General features: G+C 59.8%; 18 protein-coding genes and 1 pseudogene. 11 read left to right on the forward strand and 8 right to left on the reverse strand.

The window, feature by feature from the left end; genetic code table 11:
• Nucleotides 1–73: pseudogene (locus IMX17_RS25480) on the forward strand (transketolase); the annotation flags it as partial.
• Between the two features lie 50 nt (nucleotides 74–123).
• On the opposite strand, the gene nudK reads toward IMX17_RS25480, so the two are convergent.
• The gene (gene nudK, locus IMX17_RS20775) at nucleotides 124–699 is read right to left on the reverse strand and encodes a GDP-mannose pyrophosphatase NudK (protein ID WP_033643990.1); all 576 of its coding nucleotides are present in this window, start codon (nucleotides 697–699) and stop codon (nucleotides 124–126) included.
• 387 nt (nucleotides 700–1,086) lie between these two features.
• Here nudK and narQ point away from each other — a divergent pair, with 387 nt between their 5' ends.
• On the forward strand, nucleotides 1,087–2,763 hold the full coding sequence (narQ, locus tag IMX17_RS20780; RefSeq protein ID WP_046897421.1) for a nitrate/nitrite two-component system sensor histidine kinase NarQ: 1,677 nt from the start codon (nucleotides 1,087–1,089) through the stop codon (nucleotides 2,761–2,763).
• A gap of 161 nt (nucleotides 2,764–2,924) precedes the next feature.
• Nucleotides 2,925–3,557: a response regulator gene (locus IMX17_RS20785; protein ID WP_074055480.1), complete on the forward strand. Its 633-nt coding sequence runs from the start codon at nucleotides 2,925–2,927 to the stop codon at nucleotides 3,555–3,557.
• A 31-nt stretch (nucleotides 3,558–3,588) separates the two neighbouring features.
• Here IMX17_RS20785 and IMX17_RS20790 read toward each other — a convergent pair whose 3' ends face one another.
• The gene (locus IMX17_RS20790; RefSeq protein ID WP_004941750.1) at nucleotides 3,589–3,867 is read right to left on the reverse strand and encodes a helix-turn-helix domain-containing protein; all 279 of its coding nucleotides are present in this window, start codon (nucleotides 3,865–3,867) and stop codon (nucleotides 3,589–3,591) included.
• 292 nt (nucleotides 3,868–4,159) lie between these two features.
• On the opposite strand from IMX17_RS20790, the gene acrD reads away from it, so the two are divergent.
• Nucleotides 4,160–7,294, forward strand: a complete 3,135-nt coding sequence (gene acrD / locus IMX17_RS20795) for a multidrug efflux RND transporter permease AcrD (RefSeq protein ID WP_033643993.1) — start codon at nucleotides 4,160–4,162, stop codon at nucleotides 7,292–7,294.
• Between the two features lie 124 nt (nucleotides 7,295–7,418).
• Here acrD and ypfM read toward each other — a convergent pair whose 3' ends face one another.
• Nucleotides 7,419–7,478, reverse strand: coding sequence for a protein YpfM (gene ypfM, locus IMX17_RS20800; RefSeq protein ID WP_100396732.1), 60 nt, complete (start codon nucleotides 7,476–7,478; stop codon nucleotides 7,419–7,421).
• Between the two features lie 216 nt (nucleotides 7,479–7,694).
• Between ypfM and IMX17_RS20805 the strand changes: the two genes are divergently transcribed.
• The 7 genes from IMX17_RS20805 (at nucleotide 7,695) to IMX17_RS20835 (ending at nucleotide 12,505) form a co-directional block, all read left to right on the forward strand.
• Nucleotides 7,695–8,174 (forward strand): tetratricopeptide repeat protein, encoded by a 480-nt coding sequence (locus IMX17_RS20805; protein WP_046897419.1) that lies wholly within the window; start codon nucleotides 7,695–7,697, stop codon nucleotides 8,172–8,174.
• 9 nt (nucleotides 8,175–8,183) lie between these two features.
• Entirely contained in the window at nucleotides 8,184–8,615 is a 432-nt protein-coding gene (locus tag IMX17_RS20810; protein ID WP_046897418.1) for a GNAT family N-acetyltransferase, read from the forward strand.
• Nucleotides 8,616–9,342: 727 nt separating this feature from the next.
• Entirely contained in the window at nucleotides 9,343–9,894 is a 552-nt protein-coding gene (locus IMX17_RS20815) for a LuxR C-terminal-related transcriptional regulator (protein ID WP_046897417.1), read from the forward strand.
• 241 nt (nucleotides 9,895–10,135) lie between these two features.
• The gene (locus IMX17_RS20820) at nucleotides 10,136–10,522 is read left to right on the forward strand and encodes an ArsC family reductase (RefSeq protein WP_193550181.1); all 387 of its coding nucleotides are present in this window, start codon (nucleotides 10,136–10,138) and stop codon (nucleotides 10,520–10,522) included.
• On the forward strand, nucleotides 10,519–11,646 hold the full coding sequence (gene dapE / locus IMX17_RS20825) for a succinyl-diaminopimelate desuccinylase (RefSeq protein ID WP_033651525.1): 1,128 nt from the start codon (nucleotides 10,519–10,521) through the stop codon (nucleotides 11,644–11,646). The genes IMX17_RS20820 and dapE overlap by 4 nt, the downstream gene beginning before the upstream one ends.
• Nucleotides 11,643–12,317 carry a M15 family metallopeptidase gene (locus IMX17_RS20830; protein WP_046897416.1) on the forward strand — a complete coding sequence of 225 codons (675 nt, stop codon included), beginning with the start codon at nucleotides 11,643–11,645 and terminating at the stop codon, nucleotides 12,315–12,317. The genes dapE and IMX17_RS20830 overlap by 4 nt, the downstream gene beginning before the upstream one ends.
• A gap of 2 nt (nucleotides 12,318–12,319) precedes the next feature.
• Nucleotides 12,320–12,505, forward strand: coding sequence for a YpfN family protein (locus IMX17_RS20835; protein WP_004941720.1), 186 nt, complete (start codon nucleotides 12,320–12,322; stop codon nucleotides 12,503–12,505).
• Nucleotides 12,506–12,535: 30 nt separating this feature from the next.
• Here IMX17_RS20835 and ypfH read toward each other — a convergent pair whose 3' ends face one another.
• The 5 genes from ypfH to bamC all read right to left on the reverse strand — a co-directional run bounded on the left by ypfH (nucleotide 12,536) and on the right by bamC (nucleotide 18,430).
• Nucleotides 12,536–13,225: an esterase gene (gene ypfH / locus IMX17_RS20840; protein ID WP_046897415.1), complete on the reverse strand. Its 690-nt coding sequence runs from the start codon at nucleotides 13,223–13,225 to the stop codon at nucleotides 12,536–12,538.
• Between the two features lie 120 nt (nucleotides 13,226–13,345).
• The gene (locus IMX17_RS20845) at nucleotides 13,346–15,358 is read right to left on the reverse strand and encodes a tRNA(Met) cytidine acetyltransferase TmcA (RefSeq protein WP_193550182.1); all 2,013 of its coding nucleotides are present in this window, start codon (nucleotides 15,356–15,358) and stop codon (nucleotides 13,346–13,348) included.
• 56 nt (nucleotides 15,359–15,414) lie between these two features.
• Nucleotides 15,415–16,284, reverse strand: coding sequence for a neutral zinc metallopeptidase (locus IMX17_RS20850; RefSeq protein WP_033632407.1), 870 nt, complete (start codon nucleotides 16,282–16,284; stop codon nucleotides 15,415–15,417).
• Nucleotides 16,285–16,493: 209 nt separating this feature from the next.
• The gene (gene purC, locus IMX17_RS20855) at nucleotides 16,494–17,207 is read right to left on the reverse strand and encodes a phosphoribosylaminoimidazolesuccinocarboxamide synthase (protein ID WP_033644003.1); all 714 of its coding nucleotides are present in this window, start codon (nucleotides 17,205–17,207) and stop codon (nucleotides 16,494–16,496) included.
• Between the two features lie 170 nt (nucleotides 17,208–17,377).
• Nucleotides 17,378–18,430: an outer membrane protein assembly factor BamC gene (gene bamC / locus IMX17_RS20860; protein ID WP_033644004.1), complete on the reverse strand. Its 1,053-nt coding sequence runs from the start codon at nucleotides 18,428–18,430 to the stop codon at nucleotides 17,378–17,380.
• Nucleotides 18,431–18,432 lie beyond the last annotated feature (2 nt).

An 18,432-nucleotide genomic window follows, 5' to 3' on the forward strand; every position in this document is an offset into this window, starting at 1 on the left:
GGAGCAGCTGTTCGCCGAGTTCGGCTTCACCGTGGACAACGTGGTGGCCAAGGCGCAGGCGCTGCTGAAGTAAGCCGCCGGGCGCAAGCCGATAAAAAAGCCGGTCATCATGACCGGCTTTTTTTATTCCATCACCCGATGAATCTGCAAATACTGCAGTAGCATGATGGTTTTGCCGTCTTTAATCCGGCCATCGGCGATCATCGCCACCGCGTCGCGAAACGGCAGTTCGATCACCTCAATATCTTCATCTTCAATGCCGCCGCCGGCCGCGCGCCGCTCATCGTCATGGTATTCGGCGATAAAGAAGTGCACGATTTCGGTCACGCCACCCGGCGACATGTAGGCTTCGAAGATTTTCTTCACCTCGCTGACCTGAAAACCGGTCTCCTCCACCGCTTCGCGGCGCGCGCACTGCTCCGGAGAGTCGGCGTCCAGCAAGCCGGCGCAGGCCTCGAGCAGCATGCCGCTCTCGTTGCCATTGACGTAGGTCGGCATGCGGAACTGGTTGGTCAGCACCACCGTGCCCTTGGCGCGGTTATACAGCAAAATGGTGGCGCCGTTGCCGCGATCGTAGACCTCGCGCACCTGTTGCACCGAACCGCCGTTTTTGCGTTTCAGATCGAACGTGTACTTGTGCAGCACATACCAGTTGTCCGACAGCAGCTCTTTCTTCACATTCTCAATTTTCGACGACATAACCCTTTTCCCTTGCGTGACAACGTGAAGATCATACCGCGATTAGGCCGCGCCGCGGCAGACGATTTGCAACAAAAATCACACCGCGCCCCGTCGGACAAGCCGGGACTTAGCATTGCTTAAAATAATGAAAAATAAGTCGCGCTCAGGCACATAAGATTGCATAAAACCCAGTGCGATTCGCCCCCCAAAGACAAATCGTCAGAGGAAACCGGCCCGCCGCTGAAAATCGACGGGCGTTTCGCTATTCATTTGATTACACAACCACAATTGTTCCCGTTTTGTTGACAACTTGATACAAATCGCGGTGCATTTTAGTTGCAAAAGTTATAGTTTTGCTTTCGAATGAAACTGGCGACGCGCCCTACCTGAGAGAAGGATCCTTGATTGCTTGTTAAACGTTCCGTGACCGGCAGCCTGGCCAAAGCGCTGTTCGGCATCGTGATACTGTCGGTGCTCGCCACCGGGTTGGCGTTGACCACCGTCGCCGGCAGCCAGAGCGATGCCGAAGCGATCAATATCGCCGGTTCGCTGCGCATGCAAAGCTACCGGTTGGCCTTCGATCTCGACCAGCAGAGCCCAGAACTGGAGCTGCACCTGCAGCAATACCGGCAGTCATTGCAGGCGCCGGCGCTGCAAAAACTGGCGCGCTTCTACGTACCGGCCGAGGTGCGCAACCATTACCTGGCGCTGCAACAGGCGTGGCAAACGATGGAGCGGCAGATCCGCAACGGGCAAGCGATCGCCTATCGGGCGGAGGTCGCCGGCCACGTCAATCGCGTTGACCATTTCGTGTCCGCCCTGCAGCGCTATTCCGAATTGAAACTGACCCTGGTGGCCGCCGTCAGCGTGCTGGGTTACGCCGCCATCATCGGTCTGGTGCTGTTTTGCATTCGTTTTATGCGTCGCCAGGTGGTCACCCCGCTGCAGCATCTGGTCGACGCCAGCCAGCGCGTGCAACAAGGGGATTTTCGCCACCCGCAGTTGGACGTGACGTTGCCGAACGAGCTCGGCGTGCTATCGCAAACCTTCAGCGCCATGTCGGACGAACTGGCCCGGCTCTATCAGTCGCTGGAGCTGAAGGTACAGGAAAAAACCCAACGTCTGCAGCAGGCCAATGAAACGCTTGAGGTGCTGTATCGCTGCTCGCAGGCGCTGAGCGTGCGCCAGCTCGATCAGCAGGCGTTCGAAAATGTGCTGCGCATCGTGCGCCAAAGCGAACGGCTGCGCTGCATCCAGCTGAACGTAGCGGACGGCCAGGGCCAGTGGCGGCTGAGCGAAGGGGAAGCGGCGCCGACGCAGGCCTGGAACGCACTGCCGATCACCCAGGGCGACAAGCCGCTGGGCGAGTTGCGCTGGCAGCCCGAGGCACACCCGCCGCATCCTCACCTGATGCAGAGCCTGGCCAATATGTTGGGCCGCGGCGTCTACTTCAACCGGGCGCAAAAGCAGCACCAATATCTGCTGTTGATGGAAGAGCGTGCGACCATCGCCCGCGAGCTGCACGATTCGCTGGCGCAGACGCTGTCGTTCCTGCGCATCCAACTGACGCTGCTGCGACGCAGCGCCGCCGATCCGGCGGCGCAGACCATTATCGACGATTTCGATCGCACGCTGGCCGATGCCTATCGCCAGTTGAGAGAGCTGCTGGCCACCTTCCGTCTCAACATTCAGGAGGCGGATCTGAACGCCGCGCTGGAGCAGCTGTTGCAGCCATTAAAAGCGCTAACCCCCGCGCGGATTCAGTTACACTGTCGGCTGTCTTCGCAGGCGCTCAACGCCCAGCAGCAGGTGCACGCACTGCAGATCGTGCGCGAGGCGGTGCTCAATGCCGTCAAGCACGCCGGGGCGGACGAGATTACGGTGTGTTGCGAGGTCAACGCCGCAGGCGACAACGTTTTCAGCATTACCGACGACGGTTGCGGCATCGCCAGTCTGGAGGAACCGGAAGGGCATTATGGTTTGACCATCATGAGCGAACGCGCGGCGCGATTGGGAGGAACGCTGCACATTCAGCGCAGAAGCGGCGGCGGCACGGCGGTTTGCCTGACATTCTCGCCCTGACCTTGCGGCTGTTCATTCTGCGTTACGGTTGCCGCCGGGCGGAAGGCCGTCCGGGGAGGTTTACGGCGCTGATTGCCGCTATTTTTGAAGAGACAGTCCCACTGTGAAGCACGCCGCAGGGCGCGTTTGAGTGGCTTTACTTGCTACAGGGAGCATATTTCATGGTGATGAAGCAATACCGAGTCATGATCGTTGACGATCATCCGTTGATGCGGCGCGGCATCAAACAACTGCTGGGACTGGATGCGCGATTTAGCGTGGTGGCGGAGGCCGGCAACGGCAGCGAGGCGGTTGCGCTGGCGCTGCAGCACGCCCCGGACGTGATCTTGTTGGATCTGAACATGAAGGGCATGTCCGGGCTGGACACGCTGCGGGCCCTGCGCGACGAAGGCGTGGACGCGCGCATCATCGTGCTGACGGTCTCCGACGCGCGCAGCGATCTGTATGCGCTGATCGACGCCGGCGCCGACGGCTACCTGCTGAAAGACAGCGAGCCGGAACTGCTGCTGGAGCACATCGGCGCCGCCGCCGAGGGGCAGAACGTGATCAGCGACGCCATGGCCGACTATTTGCTGGCGCGCGGCGAGCAGCGCGATCCCTTTGCCGCCTTGACCGAACGTGAGCTGGATGTCTTGCAAGAGGTGGCGCGCGGCCTGTCCAACAAACAGGTAGCGGCGCAGCTGCATATCTCTGAAGAAACCGTGAAGGTGCACATCCGCAACATACTGCGCAAATTGGACGTGCGTTCTCGCGTGGCGGCGACGGTGATGTACCTGGAGCATAAAAGCCAATGAACGTCAGCCCCGGCCGCTGCGCCGGGGCAGCTTACTCGATGGCGCTGAGCAGCGCCTGATGGTGCTGGTGCACCCAGCTCTTGTTGAACGGCCCCCAGCTTTCCAGCTGATAGAAACCGTCGTTGTTGCGCACGCCCTGCTGCACGAACTGCAGCTCGACGCCCATGCCGGGCAGCGCCTTCAGCACATCCTGCAACGTGCGGCGCGGCCAACCGGTCAGCGCCATCAACCGCGGCACATTGGGCCGCTCACTGTGGCTGATCAGCCAGCACAAATAAAGCCGACGGGCAAATACCGGGTTAATTCCCATGCCAAGCTCCTGCTGTAAGGTGAGTCCTGTTTATTTCCGGTTCCGTGCGCGCGAAAAAGGCGCGCAAGGCCTTCGACAGTCATAAAAATGTCTTAATCGCGTCTCGTTGTCGGCAAACAAGCGCCAACGCCGTTTTACGCTACCGTTATTTACACTATCTCCTTTTTTTCTCCACGCTTTCCTCGGCTTTCCCGAGTACAGTGCAATAGCGCCGGGATCCCTCCCTGCCGCTGAAATGCATAATTCTGATGCGTTTTAAAGATAGAACAAGTCATAACGAGGTTCGCGCTGCATGGCCAATTTTTTTATTGATCGCCCGATTTTCGCCTGGGTGCTGGCAATTATTCTTTGCCTGACCGGGGCGTTGGCGATTTTTTCTTTACCGGTAGAACAATACCCGAATTTGGCGCCGCCGAACGTGCGCATCAGCGCAACTTATCCAGGCGCTTCGGCGCAAACGCTGGAAAACACCGTCACGCAGATCATTGAACAGAATATGACCGGCCTCGACAACATGATGTATATGTCGTCGCAAAGCACCAATACCGGCCAGGCGACCGTCACGCTGACGTTCGAAGCCGGCACCGACCCCAACGAAGCGATGCAGCAGGTGCAAAACCAGCTGCAGGCGGCGATCAAACGTCTGCCGCAGGCGGTGCAGAATCAGGGGGTCACGGTCTCGAAATCCGGCGATACCACGCTGATGATGGTGGCGTTCGTCTCCACCGACAACAGCATGGACAAGCAGGACATCGCCGATTACATCGTCTCCAACCTGCAGGATCCGCTCAGCCGCATCAACGGCGTCGGCAGCATGGACGTCTACGGCTCGCAGTACGCCATGCGCATCTGGCTCGATCCCAACAAGCTCAACAGCTATCAGCTCACGACCCAGGACGTGGTCAAAGCCATTCAGTCGCAGAACGCCCAGGTGGCGGTCGGCCAGTTGGGCGGCACGCCGTCGGTCGATAAACAGGCGCTGAACGCCACCATCAACGCCCAGTCGCAGCTCCAGACGCCGGAACAGTTCCGCCAGATCACCCTGCGGGTCAATCAGGACGGTTCGCTGGTGACGCTGGGCAACGTCGCCACCGTTGAGTTGGGCGGCGAGAACTACAACTACCTCAGCCGCTACAACGGCATGCAGGCCGCCGGCATGAACATCAAGCTGGCTTCCGGCGCCAACGAACTGCAGACCGACCAGTTGGTGAAGGACAAAATCGCCGAGCTGTCGCAATACTTCCCGCACGGACTGGAAGCCAAAGTGGCCTATGAAACCACCCCGTTCGTCAAAGCCTCGATCAAGGACGTGGTGAAAACGCTGCTGGAGGCCATCCTGCTGGTGTTCCTGGTCATGTACCTGTTCCTGCAGAACTTCCGCGCTACCCTGATCCCCACCATCGCCGTGCCGGTGGTGCTAATGGGCACTTTCGCCATCCTCTCCGCCTGCGGCTTCAGCATCAACACCCTCACCATGTTCGCCATGGTGCTGGCGATCGGCCTGCTGGTGGACGACGCTATCGTGGTAGTGGAGAACGTCGAGCGTGTGATGAGCGAGGAAGGCTTGCCGCCGCGAGAGGCCACGCGCAAATCCATGGGGCAGATCCAGAGTGCGCTGGTCGGTATCGCTCTTGTGCTGTCGGCGGTGTTCGTGCCGATGGCGTTCTTCGGCGGCACCACCGGCGCCATCTATCGCCAGTTCTCCATCACCATCGTCTCCGCCATGGTGCTGTCGGTGCTGGTGGCGATGATCCTGACTCCGGCCCTGTGCGCGACGCTGCTTAAACCGATCGCCAAGGGGCATCATCATGGCAAGCGCGGCTTCTTCGGCTGGTTCAACCGCATGTTCAACCGCAATGCCGATCGCTATGAGCGCGGCGTGGGGCGCATCCTGCACGCCAGCGGCCGCTATATGGTGATTTATCTGCTGCTGCTCGGCGGCATGGCGCTGCTGTTCATCAAGCTGCCGACCTCGTTCCTGCCGCAGGAAGACCGCGGCATCTTCACCGTACAGGTGCAGCTGCCGGCGGGATCGACCCTGCAGCAAACGTCCAAAGTGGTGGAGAAGGTTGAGCAGTACTTCCTCACCGAAGAGAAACAGGACGTGTTGTCGGTGTTCGCCATCATTGGCTCCGGGCCGGGGGGCAACGGCCAAAACGTGGCGCGCCTGTTTGTCCGGCTGAAAGACTGGGACCTGCGCGCCTCGGGCGCCAACAGCTCATTCGACATCATCGATCGCGCGACTCAGGCATTCAGCAAGATTAACGAAGCCCGGGTAATCGCCAGCAGTCCGCCGGCGATCACCGGCCTCGGCAACTCCTCCGGCTTCGATATGGAGTTGGAAGACCACGCTGGCCTCGGCCACGCCAAGCTGATGGCGGCGCGCGATCAATTGCTGCAGCTCGCCGGGCAAAATCCGCTGTTGTCGCGCGTGCGCCACAACGGCCTGGACGACAGCCCGCAGTTGCAAATCGATATCGATCAACGCAAGGCTCAGGCGTTGGGCGTGTCGATCGACGACATCAACAGCACGCTCTCTACCGCCTGGGGCTCGACCTACGTCAATGACTTCGTCGATCGCGGTCGGGTGAAAAAAGTCTACGTGCAGGCTGCGGCGCCGTTCCGCATGCTGCCGGATGACATCAACAAATGGTATGTGCGCAACAGCACGGGCGGCATGGTGCCGTTCTCGGCCTTCGCCAGCTCGCACTGGGAGTATGGTTCGCCACGGCTGGAACGCTATAACGGCAGCTCGGCGCTGGAGATCGTCGGCGAAGCGGCCAACGGCGTCAGCACCGGCACCGCCATGGCGGAAATGGAGAAACTGGTCAGCCAGCTGCCGACCGGCTTCGGTCTGGAATGGACGGCGATGTCCTATCAGGAACGGCTGTCCGGCTCGCAGGCGCCGGCGCTGTACGCCATCTCGCTGCTGGTGGTGTTCCTGTGTCTGGCGGCGTTGTACGAGAGCTGGTCAATTCCGTTCTCGGTGATGCTGGTGGTGCCGCTGGGGGTGATCGGCGCGGTCGCCGCCACCTGGCTGCGCGGCCTGGAGAACGACGTTTATTTCCAGGTCGGCCTGCTGACCATCATTGGGCTGTCGGCGAAAAACGCCATTCTGATCGTCGAGTTCGCCAATGAGCTGAACCAGAAAGGGCAGGATCTGATGTCGGCGACGCTCGACGCGTCGCGCATGCGCCTGCGGCCGATCCTGATGACCTCGCTGGCGTTCATCTTCGGCGTACTGCCGATGGCCACCAGCAGCGGCGCAGGTTCCGGCAGCCAGCATGCGGTCGGCACCGGGGTGATGGGCGGCATGATCTCCGCCACCCTGCTGGCGATCTTCTTCGTGCCGCTGTTCTTCGTGCTGGTTCGCCGCCGCTTCCCCGGTAAAGCGCATCCTGCCGCCACACCGCCCGCCGAAGAGTGATCGGCGACGCATAAAAAAAGCAGCGTCGGATGACCGATGCTGCTTTTTCGAACGAATATTTCGTTCCCACGGTGTTTCAGTTATTTTCCAATGACTCAACCTTGCCATCGGCTTCATCGCTGTGTCAGTTGCCCAACATCTCATCAATGAAGTCTTTCCAGTTTCCTAATTCACGATCAACCATAATACTTTACAACCTCAATTATTTGACGAAGCGGATTCTACGCCTGTTTTTTGACCATGTGAAGGGAAACGGGAACGATGCCGGGCCCGGAAACCGGGGTTAGCGCACATTTTCGTATTTATCTGATCAATGTTCAGTGCGGCTATTCCCTTGTGATATCAATTTCTCCACGATAGCGTGTAAAAGGTATAACAATAAGCCAATGGAGCGCCGATCATGTCCACCTCTTTGTCCGTCTCACAGTTGAAAGCGCAAGGTCATTATCAGGAAGCCACTGCGCTGGCGTTACGGCAACTGGCGGCAGAGCCGGAAGCGGCGATGCTGCATTTTCAGCTGGCCTGCCTGTACGACGTTCAGGGTTTGGAGCGACAGGCGATTCCCTGCTACCTCGCGGCGTTGGGCCGCGATTTACCGCCCGCCCAGCGCCGTGAAGCCTGGCTGGGCCTCGGCAGCACTTACCGCGCCCTCGGGAAATACCCGGCTTCGCTGCGCGCTTTCGACGATGGCCTGGCTGAGTTCCCGCAGGCCAACGAGCTGATGCTGTTTCGCGCCATGACGCTGTACAACCTGGGTGAAGGTAAACGGGCCGTGGCCGATCTGTTGTTGTTGCTGGCGGAAACCTCGTCAGACCCCGACATCCGCGGCTATCAGCGCGCCATTCGGCACTATGCCGCCGATCTCAATCATATTGATTAGAGGAAAACGATGGAAATCATCACCGATATGAACCGCCGCGCCATCGACTGGCGGCGGCTGTGTGAATTGCTGCAGGCCGCCGGGCTAGGCGAACGCGATCCGCATACGCTGCAACGCGTTTACCAACACAGCCAGTTTTGCTATTGGGGGTTTATCGGCGATGAGCTGATCGCCACCGCGCATGCCATCAGTGATTTGACCTCGGTCGCTTACCTGGCCGACGTGGCGATCGATCCGCGCTTTCAGGGGCAGGGATTGGGGCGCCGATTGATGGACCGAGTAATGCAAGATCTGGCGCCGCTCGGCAAGATTTTCATCTATTCGGTGCCGGAAAAACTGTCTTTCTATAAAAAGTACGGTTTTCATGATTTGACCACCGGCATGGTGTTCGCAGAGGGGGATGCTCTGCGGCGTTTGCAACAGGGGGGCTACGTGCGTTAATCGCGCACAACGTTCGGCTGATAAAAATACGGCGGCAAATTCCCCGCAGAATTGCTGCCGCTGTCAGGATCTTTCACCACGGCCGACGATTGCCGTAGCCGACATATTCATCGTTAACGCGATCCAATCCGTCTGCAAGACAAGACGCTATTTCCGAGGTGACCTTATCGAAAATTTCGATCCGGCCTTCTTTCATGCCGTTCCCCCGTATAAATCATCCCCACTTGCACAACGCTCGCAGCTTAAAACATCGCATTTTTTTGATTAAGATTTATCTTTGCCATTAATTTGGCGCGCGCCATGAGATTGTCCCAGCACACTCTTTGAACTGCATTAAAAATAAGCGACGCCCCTCGCTAAAAAACAAGAAAAATCTTAATTATTAATTTATTAACATCCGCTCTTCCACAAGAAATGATCGGTATTAACGATCGAATATTTTATTTTGATAGCCACATTCTATGTTAATTCCTTTTAATAACCGGAGTATTAATAGAGGATTTCTATTCTATCCCTCTTTCTTCACTGGGCAGCTCGATTAAAAACCAAATTTACTCTTTATAAATCATGCTAGTATATGGGGCTTTCCTGCTTGTCCACCGCAGGATAGCGTTCTTACCCTGCGGCGCCCAATAAGTTCAATGTGAAATTATTTAGATTGTTTCTTTTTTTATGTTTTAAGATATCAATCCTCACCGGGAAATAGAAATTAAGGGATTATAATAAAATGAAAATCGATATTTTCAGCGAGTGTGCCTATACCACTATCGGCATCCGGCAGCTCATCAATCAAATCTGGGCGGAGAAACGCGCGCCGGCCGGCTTTAGCCGCAAAAGGGTCTGCTTTATCGATGTCACGATCGCCAATTTTGAAGCGCGCTACCGCGATGAATATGCCAACCCCAATACCTACAAAATAGTCATTATCACCGACTGCCTGCATGACATGGTGATTGTCGACAGCAAGACAATTATATTATCAAACCTTATATCATTGAGCCGCTTCAGCCACCTGATCGGCGACTTATATAAGCGCTACAGCCACTATACCGAGCCGCCGCAACTCTCTCAGCGCGAATCGCATTTTCTCTCGGAATGGTCGACGGGAAAATCGCTGGCCGACATCAGCAATGCCATGAATATCAGAAATAAAACCGCCAATCATTACAAGTCGCGAATAATGAAAAAACTCGGCGCCAGCCGGATAAAACCGCTCTTGCATATTACCCGCGTACGGTGTTTGACCGATCGTTTAAACATAAGGATCAATAAAGAGTAGCCCTCTCACCCTCAGATCCGTCCATACGGCAGAGCCTTTCGCCGGCGCCTTTCAATAGCGTCGTCGGCGAAGGCAGCCGTGTAACCACGTCGCCGGCCTCATCAATCGCACTACGGGCGCATCGTTGCTGGATCTCGTCGCCGCTTTACTGGCATTATCTCTGCTATCGCCGGGCGGCGAGAGGGCCGCTGGCCGCCCCCGCCGCTCAGTATCGACTCGACGAGACAGGTAGCTTTACGCCATGGCAAACAAACCGCAACAGACAACGCTGACGATGTACGGCATCAAAAACTGCGACACCATCAAAAAAGCCCGCCGCTGGCTGGAAGATCAGGGCGTGGCCTATCATTTTCACGACTATCGCGCCGACGGCCTGGACGAACAACGGCTGCGCGGTTTCGTCGCGCAACTGGGATGGGAGCCGCTGCTCAATACCCGCGGCACCACCTGGCGCAAGCTGGATGAAGCGCAGCGCAACGCCTGTGATAACGCCGACGCCGCCATCGCGCTGATGCTGGCGCAGCCGGCGATCATCAAACGCCCGTTGCTGGACGCCGGCAACGGGCGCGCCCTGCTCGGTTTCAACGCCGACGCTTACCAGCAATTTATCGCCGAGGTCACCGTATGACTTGCCCGGTTATCGAACTGGCTCAGCAGCTGATCAAACGCCCTTCCCTCAGCCCAAATGATGAAGGCTGCCAGCAGCTGATGATCGATCGCCTGCAGGCGATCGGTTTCACCGTCGAAGCAATGGACTTCGAAGACACTCAAAACTTCTGGGCCTGGCGCGGCGAAGGGCAAACCCTGGCGTTTGCCGGGCACACCGACGTGGTGCCGACCGGCGATGAAAAACGCTGGGACAACCCGCCGTTTGAACCGGCGATCCGCGACGGCATGCTGTACGGCCGCGGCGCGGCGGACATGAAAGGGTCATTGGCCGCGATGGTGGTGGCGGCGGAACGCTTTGTCGCCGCCAACCCGAATCACCGGGGCCGCCTCGCTTTTCTGATCACTTCAGATGAAGAGGCCAGCGCCACTCACGGCACGGTTAAAGTGGTTGAAGCGCTGATGGCGCGCAACGAACGGCTGGATTACTGCCTGGTCGGCGAGCCGTCCAGCACCGAGCGCGTCGGCGACGTGGTGAAAAATGGCCGTCGCGGCTCGATCACCGCCAACCTGCATATCCATGGCGTACAAGGGCACGTCGCCTACCCGCATCTGGCGGACAATCCGGTGCACCGCGCCATGCCGGCGCTGAATGAACTGGTGGCGATCGAATGGGATCGCGGCAACGAGTTCTTCCCGCCGACCAGCATGCAGATCGCCAACGTGCAGGCCGGCACCGGCAGCAATAACGTGATCCCAGGCGATTTCTACGTGCAGTTCAACTTCCGTTTCAGCACCGAACTGACCGACGCGATGATCAAGCAGCGCGTGGAAGAGCTGCTGGAACGCCATCAGCTGAATTACAGCATCGAGTGGCGTCTGTCCGGCCAGCCGTTCCTCACCTCGCGCGGCGCGCTGGTGGATGCGGTGGTCAACGCCGTCGAGCACTATTCTGAATTGACGCCGCAGCTGTTGACCACCGGCGGCACCTCCGACGGCCGCTTCATCGCGCAGATGGGCGCGCAGGTGGTGGAGCTGGGGCCGGTCAACGCCACCATCCACAAGGTCAATGAATGCGTCAACGCCGCGGATCTGCAGCTGCTGAGCCGCATGTATCAACGCATCATGGAGCAATTGATCGCATGATCAACGCAGAAATGCTCACCGGCCGCTCGACCGAGCACCTGGCGCCGCTGAGCGGCAACCATCGGCTGCAGCCGGAAGCCGTCAACGCGTTCCTGGCGATGCAGCAGGCGGCGCGTGCGGCGGGATTCGATCTCCAGCCCGCCAGCACCTTCCGCGATTTTGACCGGCAGTTGGCTATCTGGAATGGCAAATTCTGCGGCCAGCGGCCAGTATTAGATAAGGACAGTCAACCGATCGACGTCTCGCCGCTGTCCGCCGCCGAGCGCTGTGAGGCGATCCTGCGCTGGTCGGCTCTGCCGGGCGCCAGCCGCCACCACTGGGGCAGCGATCTGGACGTGTACGATCCGTCGCTATTGCCGGAAGGGCAAAAGCTGCAGCTGGAACCGTGGGAATATGAGGAAGGCGGCTACTTTGCGCCCCTTAACCAGTGGCTGACGGCGCATATGGCCGAATTCGGTTTCTACCGCCCCTTCACCGAAGACTGCGGCGGCGTGGCGGTGGAGCCGTGGCATCTGAGCTACCGGCCGCTGGCGCAAGAAGCCGAACACTTGCTGACGCCGGCGCTGTTGCTGGCGGCCTGGCAAGACAAGGAGGTCGCCGGTGCCGAATGGCTCGAACGCCATCTGCCATCGATTTTTTCGCGTTTTATACGCAGTAAAGGAAAGGAGTAGCTATGCAATGGTTAGCTGATTACTGGTGGATTATCCTGCTGGTTCTGGTGGGTATGGTCGTCAGCGGCATCAAGGAACTGCGCCGCGTTGACGTCAAAAGCTATCTGGCCAACAAGCCGGAGATACCGCCGCATCGCGACAACAACGCCCAGTGGGATGACGAAGACGACTGGCCGAAGAAAAAGTGATATCAGGGCGCTCATCGGCGCCCTGAGTTTTTAACGGAAGGCGATCAGCTCGCCGCGCTTGCCGGACAAGGCTTCGTCCCAGTAGCGCTGCGGCACATAGTAATGCAACCTTTCCAGCGCGGCGTTCATCATGCCCTGGTTGATCGCATGCCCAACGTCCTGTTCCACGTCCAGCGTGAAATCGGCGCCGTTGGTCCGCAACGCCTCCGCCGCCGCGTGAGCGTGCTGCACCGCGATCACCGCGTCCTCTTCGCCGTGGATCAAATGCACCACGCTGTCGCCGAACGCCTGCTCAGGCAACTGGGCGAAACGCCCGCTGAACGCCACCACCCGCCCGGCGAGGCGGGTTTCCGCCTTCAACGCCTCCAGTGCCATGATCGCTCCCTGCGAGAACCCCACCAGGGCTGTGCCGGCATAGCCAACGCCGCTCAGCTGCTGCCAATGGCGCACCACGGCCACAAACTGCGGCATTACGTCTGCGATGCGGGCCACGCGGTTCTCTTCGGTCACGTCCTGCACCGAAAACCACTGGCGGCCGGCGCCGTTGCCAAACGCTGCGGGGCCACCGATGCTGACCACCTGCGCCTGGGGAAACTCTTTGGCGAAATAGCGGCCGATCTCCCCCATCGCCACCGGGTTGTCGCCGACACCGTGAAACAGCAAGATCAGCTGCGCCGCCGGGGTCGCCGGGCTTTGGACAACGAAATGCTCATGTTTCATCGATGACTCCTTAATAGTAACCAAACCTGACGCAGCGACAGTTGTCGCCGCACCGCTGACAGCCACTATACGCCGCTGAGAAATCGGGAAAATCGGGTTTTATTGAGCAAGTTCTTCAATTTATTGCAATGACTGCGCCCAGTCGCGCCAGTAGCGGCAGTGCTGCGCATTCAGCTGTTCCAGCGCCTGCGCCGTTTCGTGCCGCCAGTGGCGCAGCAAGGCTTTCTGGCCGCTGACGCCCGCCCGCTCTGCGCACTCCGCGGGAGAGTGCCGCCGCTGCAGATGGCCGCGCAGTGCGGGCAGCGGCAGACTGCTGGCCAACAGCAACCGCTGCAACGCCCCCAGACTGGCCTCCAGCGGCCGATGCGCGAAAGCGAACCCGGCCAGCTCGCGCCAGTCCTCTTCGCCGAGCGACGTATCGCCATCGTCGCCCGGGATCGCCAGCGTAAGCTCGATACGCTGCCGCAGCCAGGGCCAGTCGCGCGCCAGATGCTTGTGCGCCGCGTGCCGCAGCGCCTCTCCTTGCTCGCTCAGGGGCAAGATCGCCATCGCGGTATAGCAGCCGCTGCTGGCCTCCGGTTTGCTGCCGATGCGCACCAGCTCGAAACCGCAGGATTGCCAAAAGCGCCACAGCGGCTCGGTATAGCCGAAGCTGACCGACAGGAAGTCCAGCCCCTGCGCCTGGCGGCGTTGCCGCTCGATCAACTGGCGCGCGATACCCCGCCGCCGCAATGCCGGCAGCGTTGCAATGCGGGTAATGCGCCGAGACCGCAGCGTCGGCGCCCACCATTGGCCACCATGCGCCGCCAACGACTGCGCCACCAGATTGCCGCGTGGCCGACGGCGGCCGGCCCACACGTCGTGCGCCAACTCGGCGCTCAATCCGCCCTCTTCCACCAGCCACACGGCGCCGACCACCTCCAAACCGGCCTGCGCCAGCCCGAAATGCATGCCGGGCGCATCCATCAGCCGGCGTAAATCCAGCGGTGAGGTGCGGTAATGCGCGCTGCTCAGCAGGGCGTAGAAACGCGCCAGCCGCTGCGGATCGGCGCACAGCTCGCGTTGTTCCGCCTGGCTGTAATCGATCGCCTGGCCATCCGCCGGCCAGGCGGGCAGCTCGTTGAACAACAGCGCATTGTCCGTTATCCGTTCCAGCGCATCCCCCTGCGCCCAACGCATCGGCTGCTGCAGGCTCAGCGCCTGATAGGCCGGCAGCCCGGCGCAAAACTTCAGCAGAAAACCGCGGCCGGTGCCTTCATAGCCCTGCACCGTGGTGGTCAGCAACACGCGCGGGAAATAGCCGATCAACTGCTGCAACAGCGGCGCGGGGATCGCCGCCGCCTCATCCACCAGCAGCCACCCCACGGCGCTGACGTCACCTTCCCGGCACTGCGCCAACAAGGCATCGGGCGCCCAAAACTGCGCGCGCCCCTGCGCCCATTCTCCGGCCACCGCCGTGGCGGCGCGGCTCGGCCCGGTGATCCAGCAGATCAGCGGCGACTGCGCCACCAGCATGCCCGCCAGCGTCGATTTGCCGCGGCCGCGGGCGGCGGTCAGCACCCACACGCCGGACTCGGCCTGCAGCAGCGCCGTCAAGATCGCCTGTTGTTCCTCGGTCGGCCGGCCATCGGGCGGCTGCCACCCTTCACGCGCCGGCAGCGCGGCCAGCGTCAGGGGCTCATCCTGCCGCCAGACAGTCACTTCGCTGTCGTCGGTCAGATGCTGCTGCAGATGGCGGATGAAATGCGGGGTGGTGATCGGCTGCGGACAATCGCTCCAGCGCAGGCTGTCGCCGTCCGGCAGCTGAGGCCATTGCCGCCAGGGCGGCGTCAACAGCAGCAGCCAGCTGCCGGCGCGCAGTGCGCCGCACAGCGCCGCCAACGCCTCTACGTCCAGCGAGTGACCGGCATCAAACACCGCGTGCAGCCGCTCCTGCCCCAACAATTGACGCACTGCGCCGCTCGCCAACGTCGCCTGGCCGGGCGGCGGATTTCCCCCTACCCACGGCCAATCGCCCGGCAGCGTCGCCGCCAGCCGCTGCGCCTGTTCGCGGCACCACTCGGGTTCGCCGCTGAGCACCAGCAGGCGCCGGATGCCCTGCCGCCGCATGAGTTGTTGCGCTGCCTGTAGCATAAGGCTGTATCTCAATTCGAAAAAAATGCCGGAGTCAGGCTCCGGCACTTAAGGTGTTAACGGGATGCGAAGGTGTTGCAGGTATTGGGATCGCCGCTGTCGAAGCCCTGTTTAAACCAGGTGTAGCGCTGCTGTGAAGTGCCGTGGGTAAAGCTGTCCGGCACGACGCGCCCCTGGCTCTGTTGCTGCAACCTATCGTCGCCAATCGCCTGTGCGGCATTCAGCGCCGCCTGCAGGTCGCCCTCTTCCAGCATCTGCTGCTTCTCGGCATATTTGCCCCATACGCCGGCAAAGCAGTCCGCCTGCAGCTCCATTTTCACCGACAGGCGGTTCACTTCCGCCTGGCTGGCGCCCTGCTGCATCTGGCGTACCTTCGGCTCGATGCCCAGCAAGTTCTGCACATGGTGGCCGACTTCGTGCGCCACCACATAGGCCTGAGCGAAATCACCGCCGGCGCCCAGCTTGGTCTTCATGTCCTGATAGAAAGACAGATCGATATACACCGTTCTGTCGCCCGGGCAGTAGAACGGCCCCATCGCCGCCTGACCGGTGCCGCAGCTGGTGCGCGTTACGCCGCGATACATCACCAGCTTCGGCGGTTGGTAGGTTTTGCCCATGCGCTGGAAAATCTCTTTCCAGTTATCTTCGGTCGAGGCCAGCACCACCGAAGTGAATTTGGCCAGCTCATCGTCTTTCGGACTGATGTTGGCGCTCTGTTGTTGACCCTGAGGAGCGACATTACCGCCGTTCAACAGCGGCGACAGATCGATGCCGTAATAACCGGCCACCAGCACCACCACCAGAATGACGATGCCGCCCTTGCCACCCACCGGCACGCGGAAACCGCCGCCGCCGCCGCCCAAACCTGAAGACTGCCCGCGACGATCCTCAACATTGTCACTTTCCCGACGCCCTTGCCAACGCATAAATACACTCCAGATATTTCCCCTGCTCGTTGAAGATGCCGCGCGTTGGTAAGCGCAAAGGCAGCTTCAAGCCTGAGTGGGATAGGTTTTAGTCATCTCGCATCCATCATTATAAATGGTCTGCCGCGGAGGAAATGTAGAAATTTTCTGGAAAAATGCAGAACAGCGGGACGATCCGGCCGGATCGCCCCGAATGGCGGAGCCAACGCTTAGTCGAGCTTCACGCCGATGCGGCGCGCCACTTCTTCATAGGCTTCGATCAGGCCGCCCAGGCTTTGACGGAAGCGGTCTTTGTCCATCTTGTCCAGGGTGTTTTTGTCCCACAGACGGCTGCCGTCCGGCGAGAATTCATCGCCCAGCACCACTTCGCCGTTGAACAGGCCGAATTCCAGCTTGAAATCGACCAGGATCAGGCCGGCGTCGTCGAACAGCTTGGTCAATACTTCGTTGGCGCGGTAGCTCAGCTCACGCATGCGCGCCAGATGCTCTTTGCTCACCCAGCCGAAGGTTTCGCAGTAGGATTCGTTGACCATCGGATCGTGCATGGCGTCGTTTTTCAGGAACAGATCGAACAGCGGCGGGTTCAGCACCAGACCTTCTTCGATGCCCAGGCGCTTCACCAGCGAACCGGCGGCGCGGTTGCGGATCACGCATTCCACCGGCACCATATCCAGCTTCTTCACCAGCACTTCGTTGTCGGACAGCAGACGCTCCATCTGGGTCGGGATGCCGGCTTCTTCCAGTTTGCTCATGATGAAATGGTTGAACTTGTTGTTCACCATGCCTTTGCGATCGAACTGCTCAATGCGCTGACCATCCAGTGCTGACGTATCGTTGCGGAACTCCAACACCAACAGATCGGGATTCTCGGTGGTGTAAACGGTTTTTGCCTTTCCGCGATACAGCTCAGCTAGCTTTTGCATCTTACTTACTCCAGTGATGTATCCCCGTTGTCTCCCGAGCGCGGCCCGAAATTAGGGGGTATAGAATTGACCTAATGAATTCTTTGGCGTGCCGGGCACTATTGTGCCAAACCTGCGACGCAAACGATACCGTATAGACAAAACAAAAAGGGGCCGAAGCCCCTTTTTGGTTATTTAACGCTGGTTTTACTGAAGGCAGACTGGAATGCCGCCACCAGTGCGTCGTTTTTCGACTGGGTGAGCGGTTTGCCTTTCGGATCGATGAATTGCAGGCTGGTGCGGTTGTTGAGATCGCCGACCTGCAGCTTGTAATCCCCTTCCGCCAGCTCAGGATCCTTGACGCCCAACGCATCCCAATCGCTGCTGCTCAGGGACTTGTAGGTCACGGCGACGGTGCCCTGCGGACGGCTGCGGTCACCCACTTTCATCCCCAGTTTTTCGAGCGCCGGCGGCAGGCGATCCCACACCACGGTGTACGGGCCGCGCACGACCAACATCGGCAGGCCGGTATCATCGGCGCCGCTCTGCACGTCCAGCGCGCCGAAGCGGCTGGCGGTCTGGCTGCTCGCCAGGTTGTCCTGCTTGTCCAGACCTTCGATCAGGGTGTTGATCATCATGCCGTTGTAACGCTGGATCTCAGACTGATCGGTGACCTGTTCGGTCTTGCCCTGCTGCTGCAGGCCAACGCTTTTCACCACCAGCGCCTGCTGGTAGCCTTGTTGCTGCACGCTGATCTGATAACGGCCTTCGTACTGGTTGTCTTCGTCCAGACGGTTCCACTTCACCCAGTCGGTGGTCAGGGTCTGACCGGCGTCCTGGCGGGAAGCGATCGCGATGTTCTTCGCCTGCAGCAGGCTGACGACGCGCGACCACAGGTTTTGGTTCTGCGGGCTGTTTTCCAGCAGCAGCGTGCCGCTGTCGCCGGCGTATTGCGCGCGAGAACCGCTCAGCAGCGCCAACGGCTGCACCGGCGGACGAATGTCCAGTTGCTTGCCGACGTTGCCTTGCAGCGTCGTGGCGGGCACGTCATAGTTGCCGCTCTGCACCGGCAGGATCATGCCGGACGGCGCGTTCAGCGCCTTGAGCGGAGCCGCGTCGAGGTAAGCCTCGTCGCCGCTGACCTGGCGCTTGTAGCGCTGATCGCTGCTGCAGGCCGCCAGCATCATCACCAAAGAGATGCCCACTACTTTTGCTACCGTCGACTTTTGCAATGAATAAGCCATCA

The organism is Serratia sp. X3 (assembly GCF_014982455.1).
Taxonomy (GTDB): domain Bacteria; phylum Pseudomonadota; class Gammaproteobacteria; order Enterobacterales; family Enterobacteriaceae; genus Serratia; species Serratia ureilytica.

What these genes read in the sequence shown, in the direction of transcription:
- IMX17_RS20785 (WP_074055480.1), top strand. Translation starts at nt 2,925, where the DNA reads ATGGTGATGAAGCAATACCGAGTCATGATCGTTGACGATCATCCGTTG.
- IMX17_RS20850 (WP_033632407.1), bottom strand. Translation starts at nt 16,284, where the DNA reads ATGCGTTGGCAAGGGCGTCGGGAAAGTGACAATGTTGAGGATCGTCGC.
- IMX17_RS20790 (WP_004941750.1), bottom strand. Translation starts at nt 3,867, where the DNA reads ATGGGAATTAACCCGGTATTTGCCCGTCGGCTTTATTTGTGCTGGCTG.
- IMX17_RS20845 (WP_193550182.1), bottom strand. Translation starts at nt 15,358, where the DNA reads ATGCTACAGGCAGCGCAACAACTCATGCGGCGGCAGGGCATCCGGCGC.
- ypfH (WP_046897415.1), bottom strand. Translation starts at nt 13,225, where the DNA reads ATGAAACATGAGCATTTCGTTGTCCAAAGCCCGGCGACCCCGGCGGCG.
- IMX17_RS20805 (WP_046897419.1), top strand. Translation starts at nt 7,695, where the DNA reads ATGTCCACCTCTTTGTCCGTCTCACAGTTGAAAGCGCAAGGTCATTAT.
- IMX17_RS20815 (WP_046897417.1), top strand. Translation starts at nt 9,343, where the DNA reads ATGAAAATCGATATTTTCAGCGAGTGTGCCTATACCACTATCGGCATC.
- IMX17_RS20835 (WP_004941720.1), top strand. Translation starts at nt 12,320, where the DNA reads ATGCAATGGTTAGCTGATTACTGGTGGATTATCCTGCTGGTTCTGGTG.
- dapE (WP_033651525.1), top strand. Translation starts at nt 10,519, where the DNA reads ATGACTTGCCCGGTTATCGAACTGGCTCAGCAGCTGATCAAACGCCCT.
- IMX17_RS20810 (WP_046897418.1), top strand. Translation starts at nt 8,184, where the DNA reads ATGGAAATCATCACCGATATGAACCGCCGCGCCATCGACTGGCGGCGG.
- IMX17_RS20830 (WP_046897416.1), top strand. Translation starts at nt 11,643, where the DNA reads ATGATCAACGCAGAAATGCTCACCGGCCGCTCGACCGAGCACCTGGCG.
- purC (WP_033644003.1), bottom strand. Translation starts at nt 17,207, where the DNA reads ATGCAAAAGCTAGCTGAGCTGTATCGCGGAAAGGCAAAAACCGTTTAC.
- acrD (WP_033643993.1), top strand. Translation starts at nt 4,160, where the DNA reads ATGGCCAATTTTTTTATTGATCGCCCGATTTTCGCCTGGGTGCTGGCA.
- bamC (WP_033644004.1), bottom strand. Translation starts at nt 18,430, where the DNA reads ATGGCTTATTCATTGCAAAAGTCGACGGTAGCAAAAGTAGTGGGCATC.
- nudK (WP_033643990.1), bottom strand. Translation starts at nt 699, where the DNA reads ATGTCGTCGAAAATTGAGAATGTGAAGAAAGAGCTGCTGTCGGACAAC.
- IMX17_RS20820 (WP_193550181.1), top strand. Translation starts at nt 10,136, where the DNA reads ATGGCAAACAAACCGCAACAGACAACGCTGACGATGTACGGCATCAAA.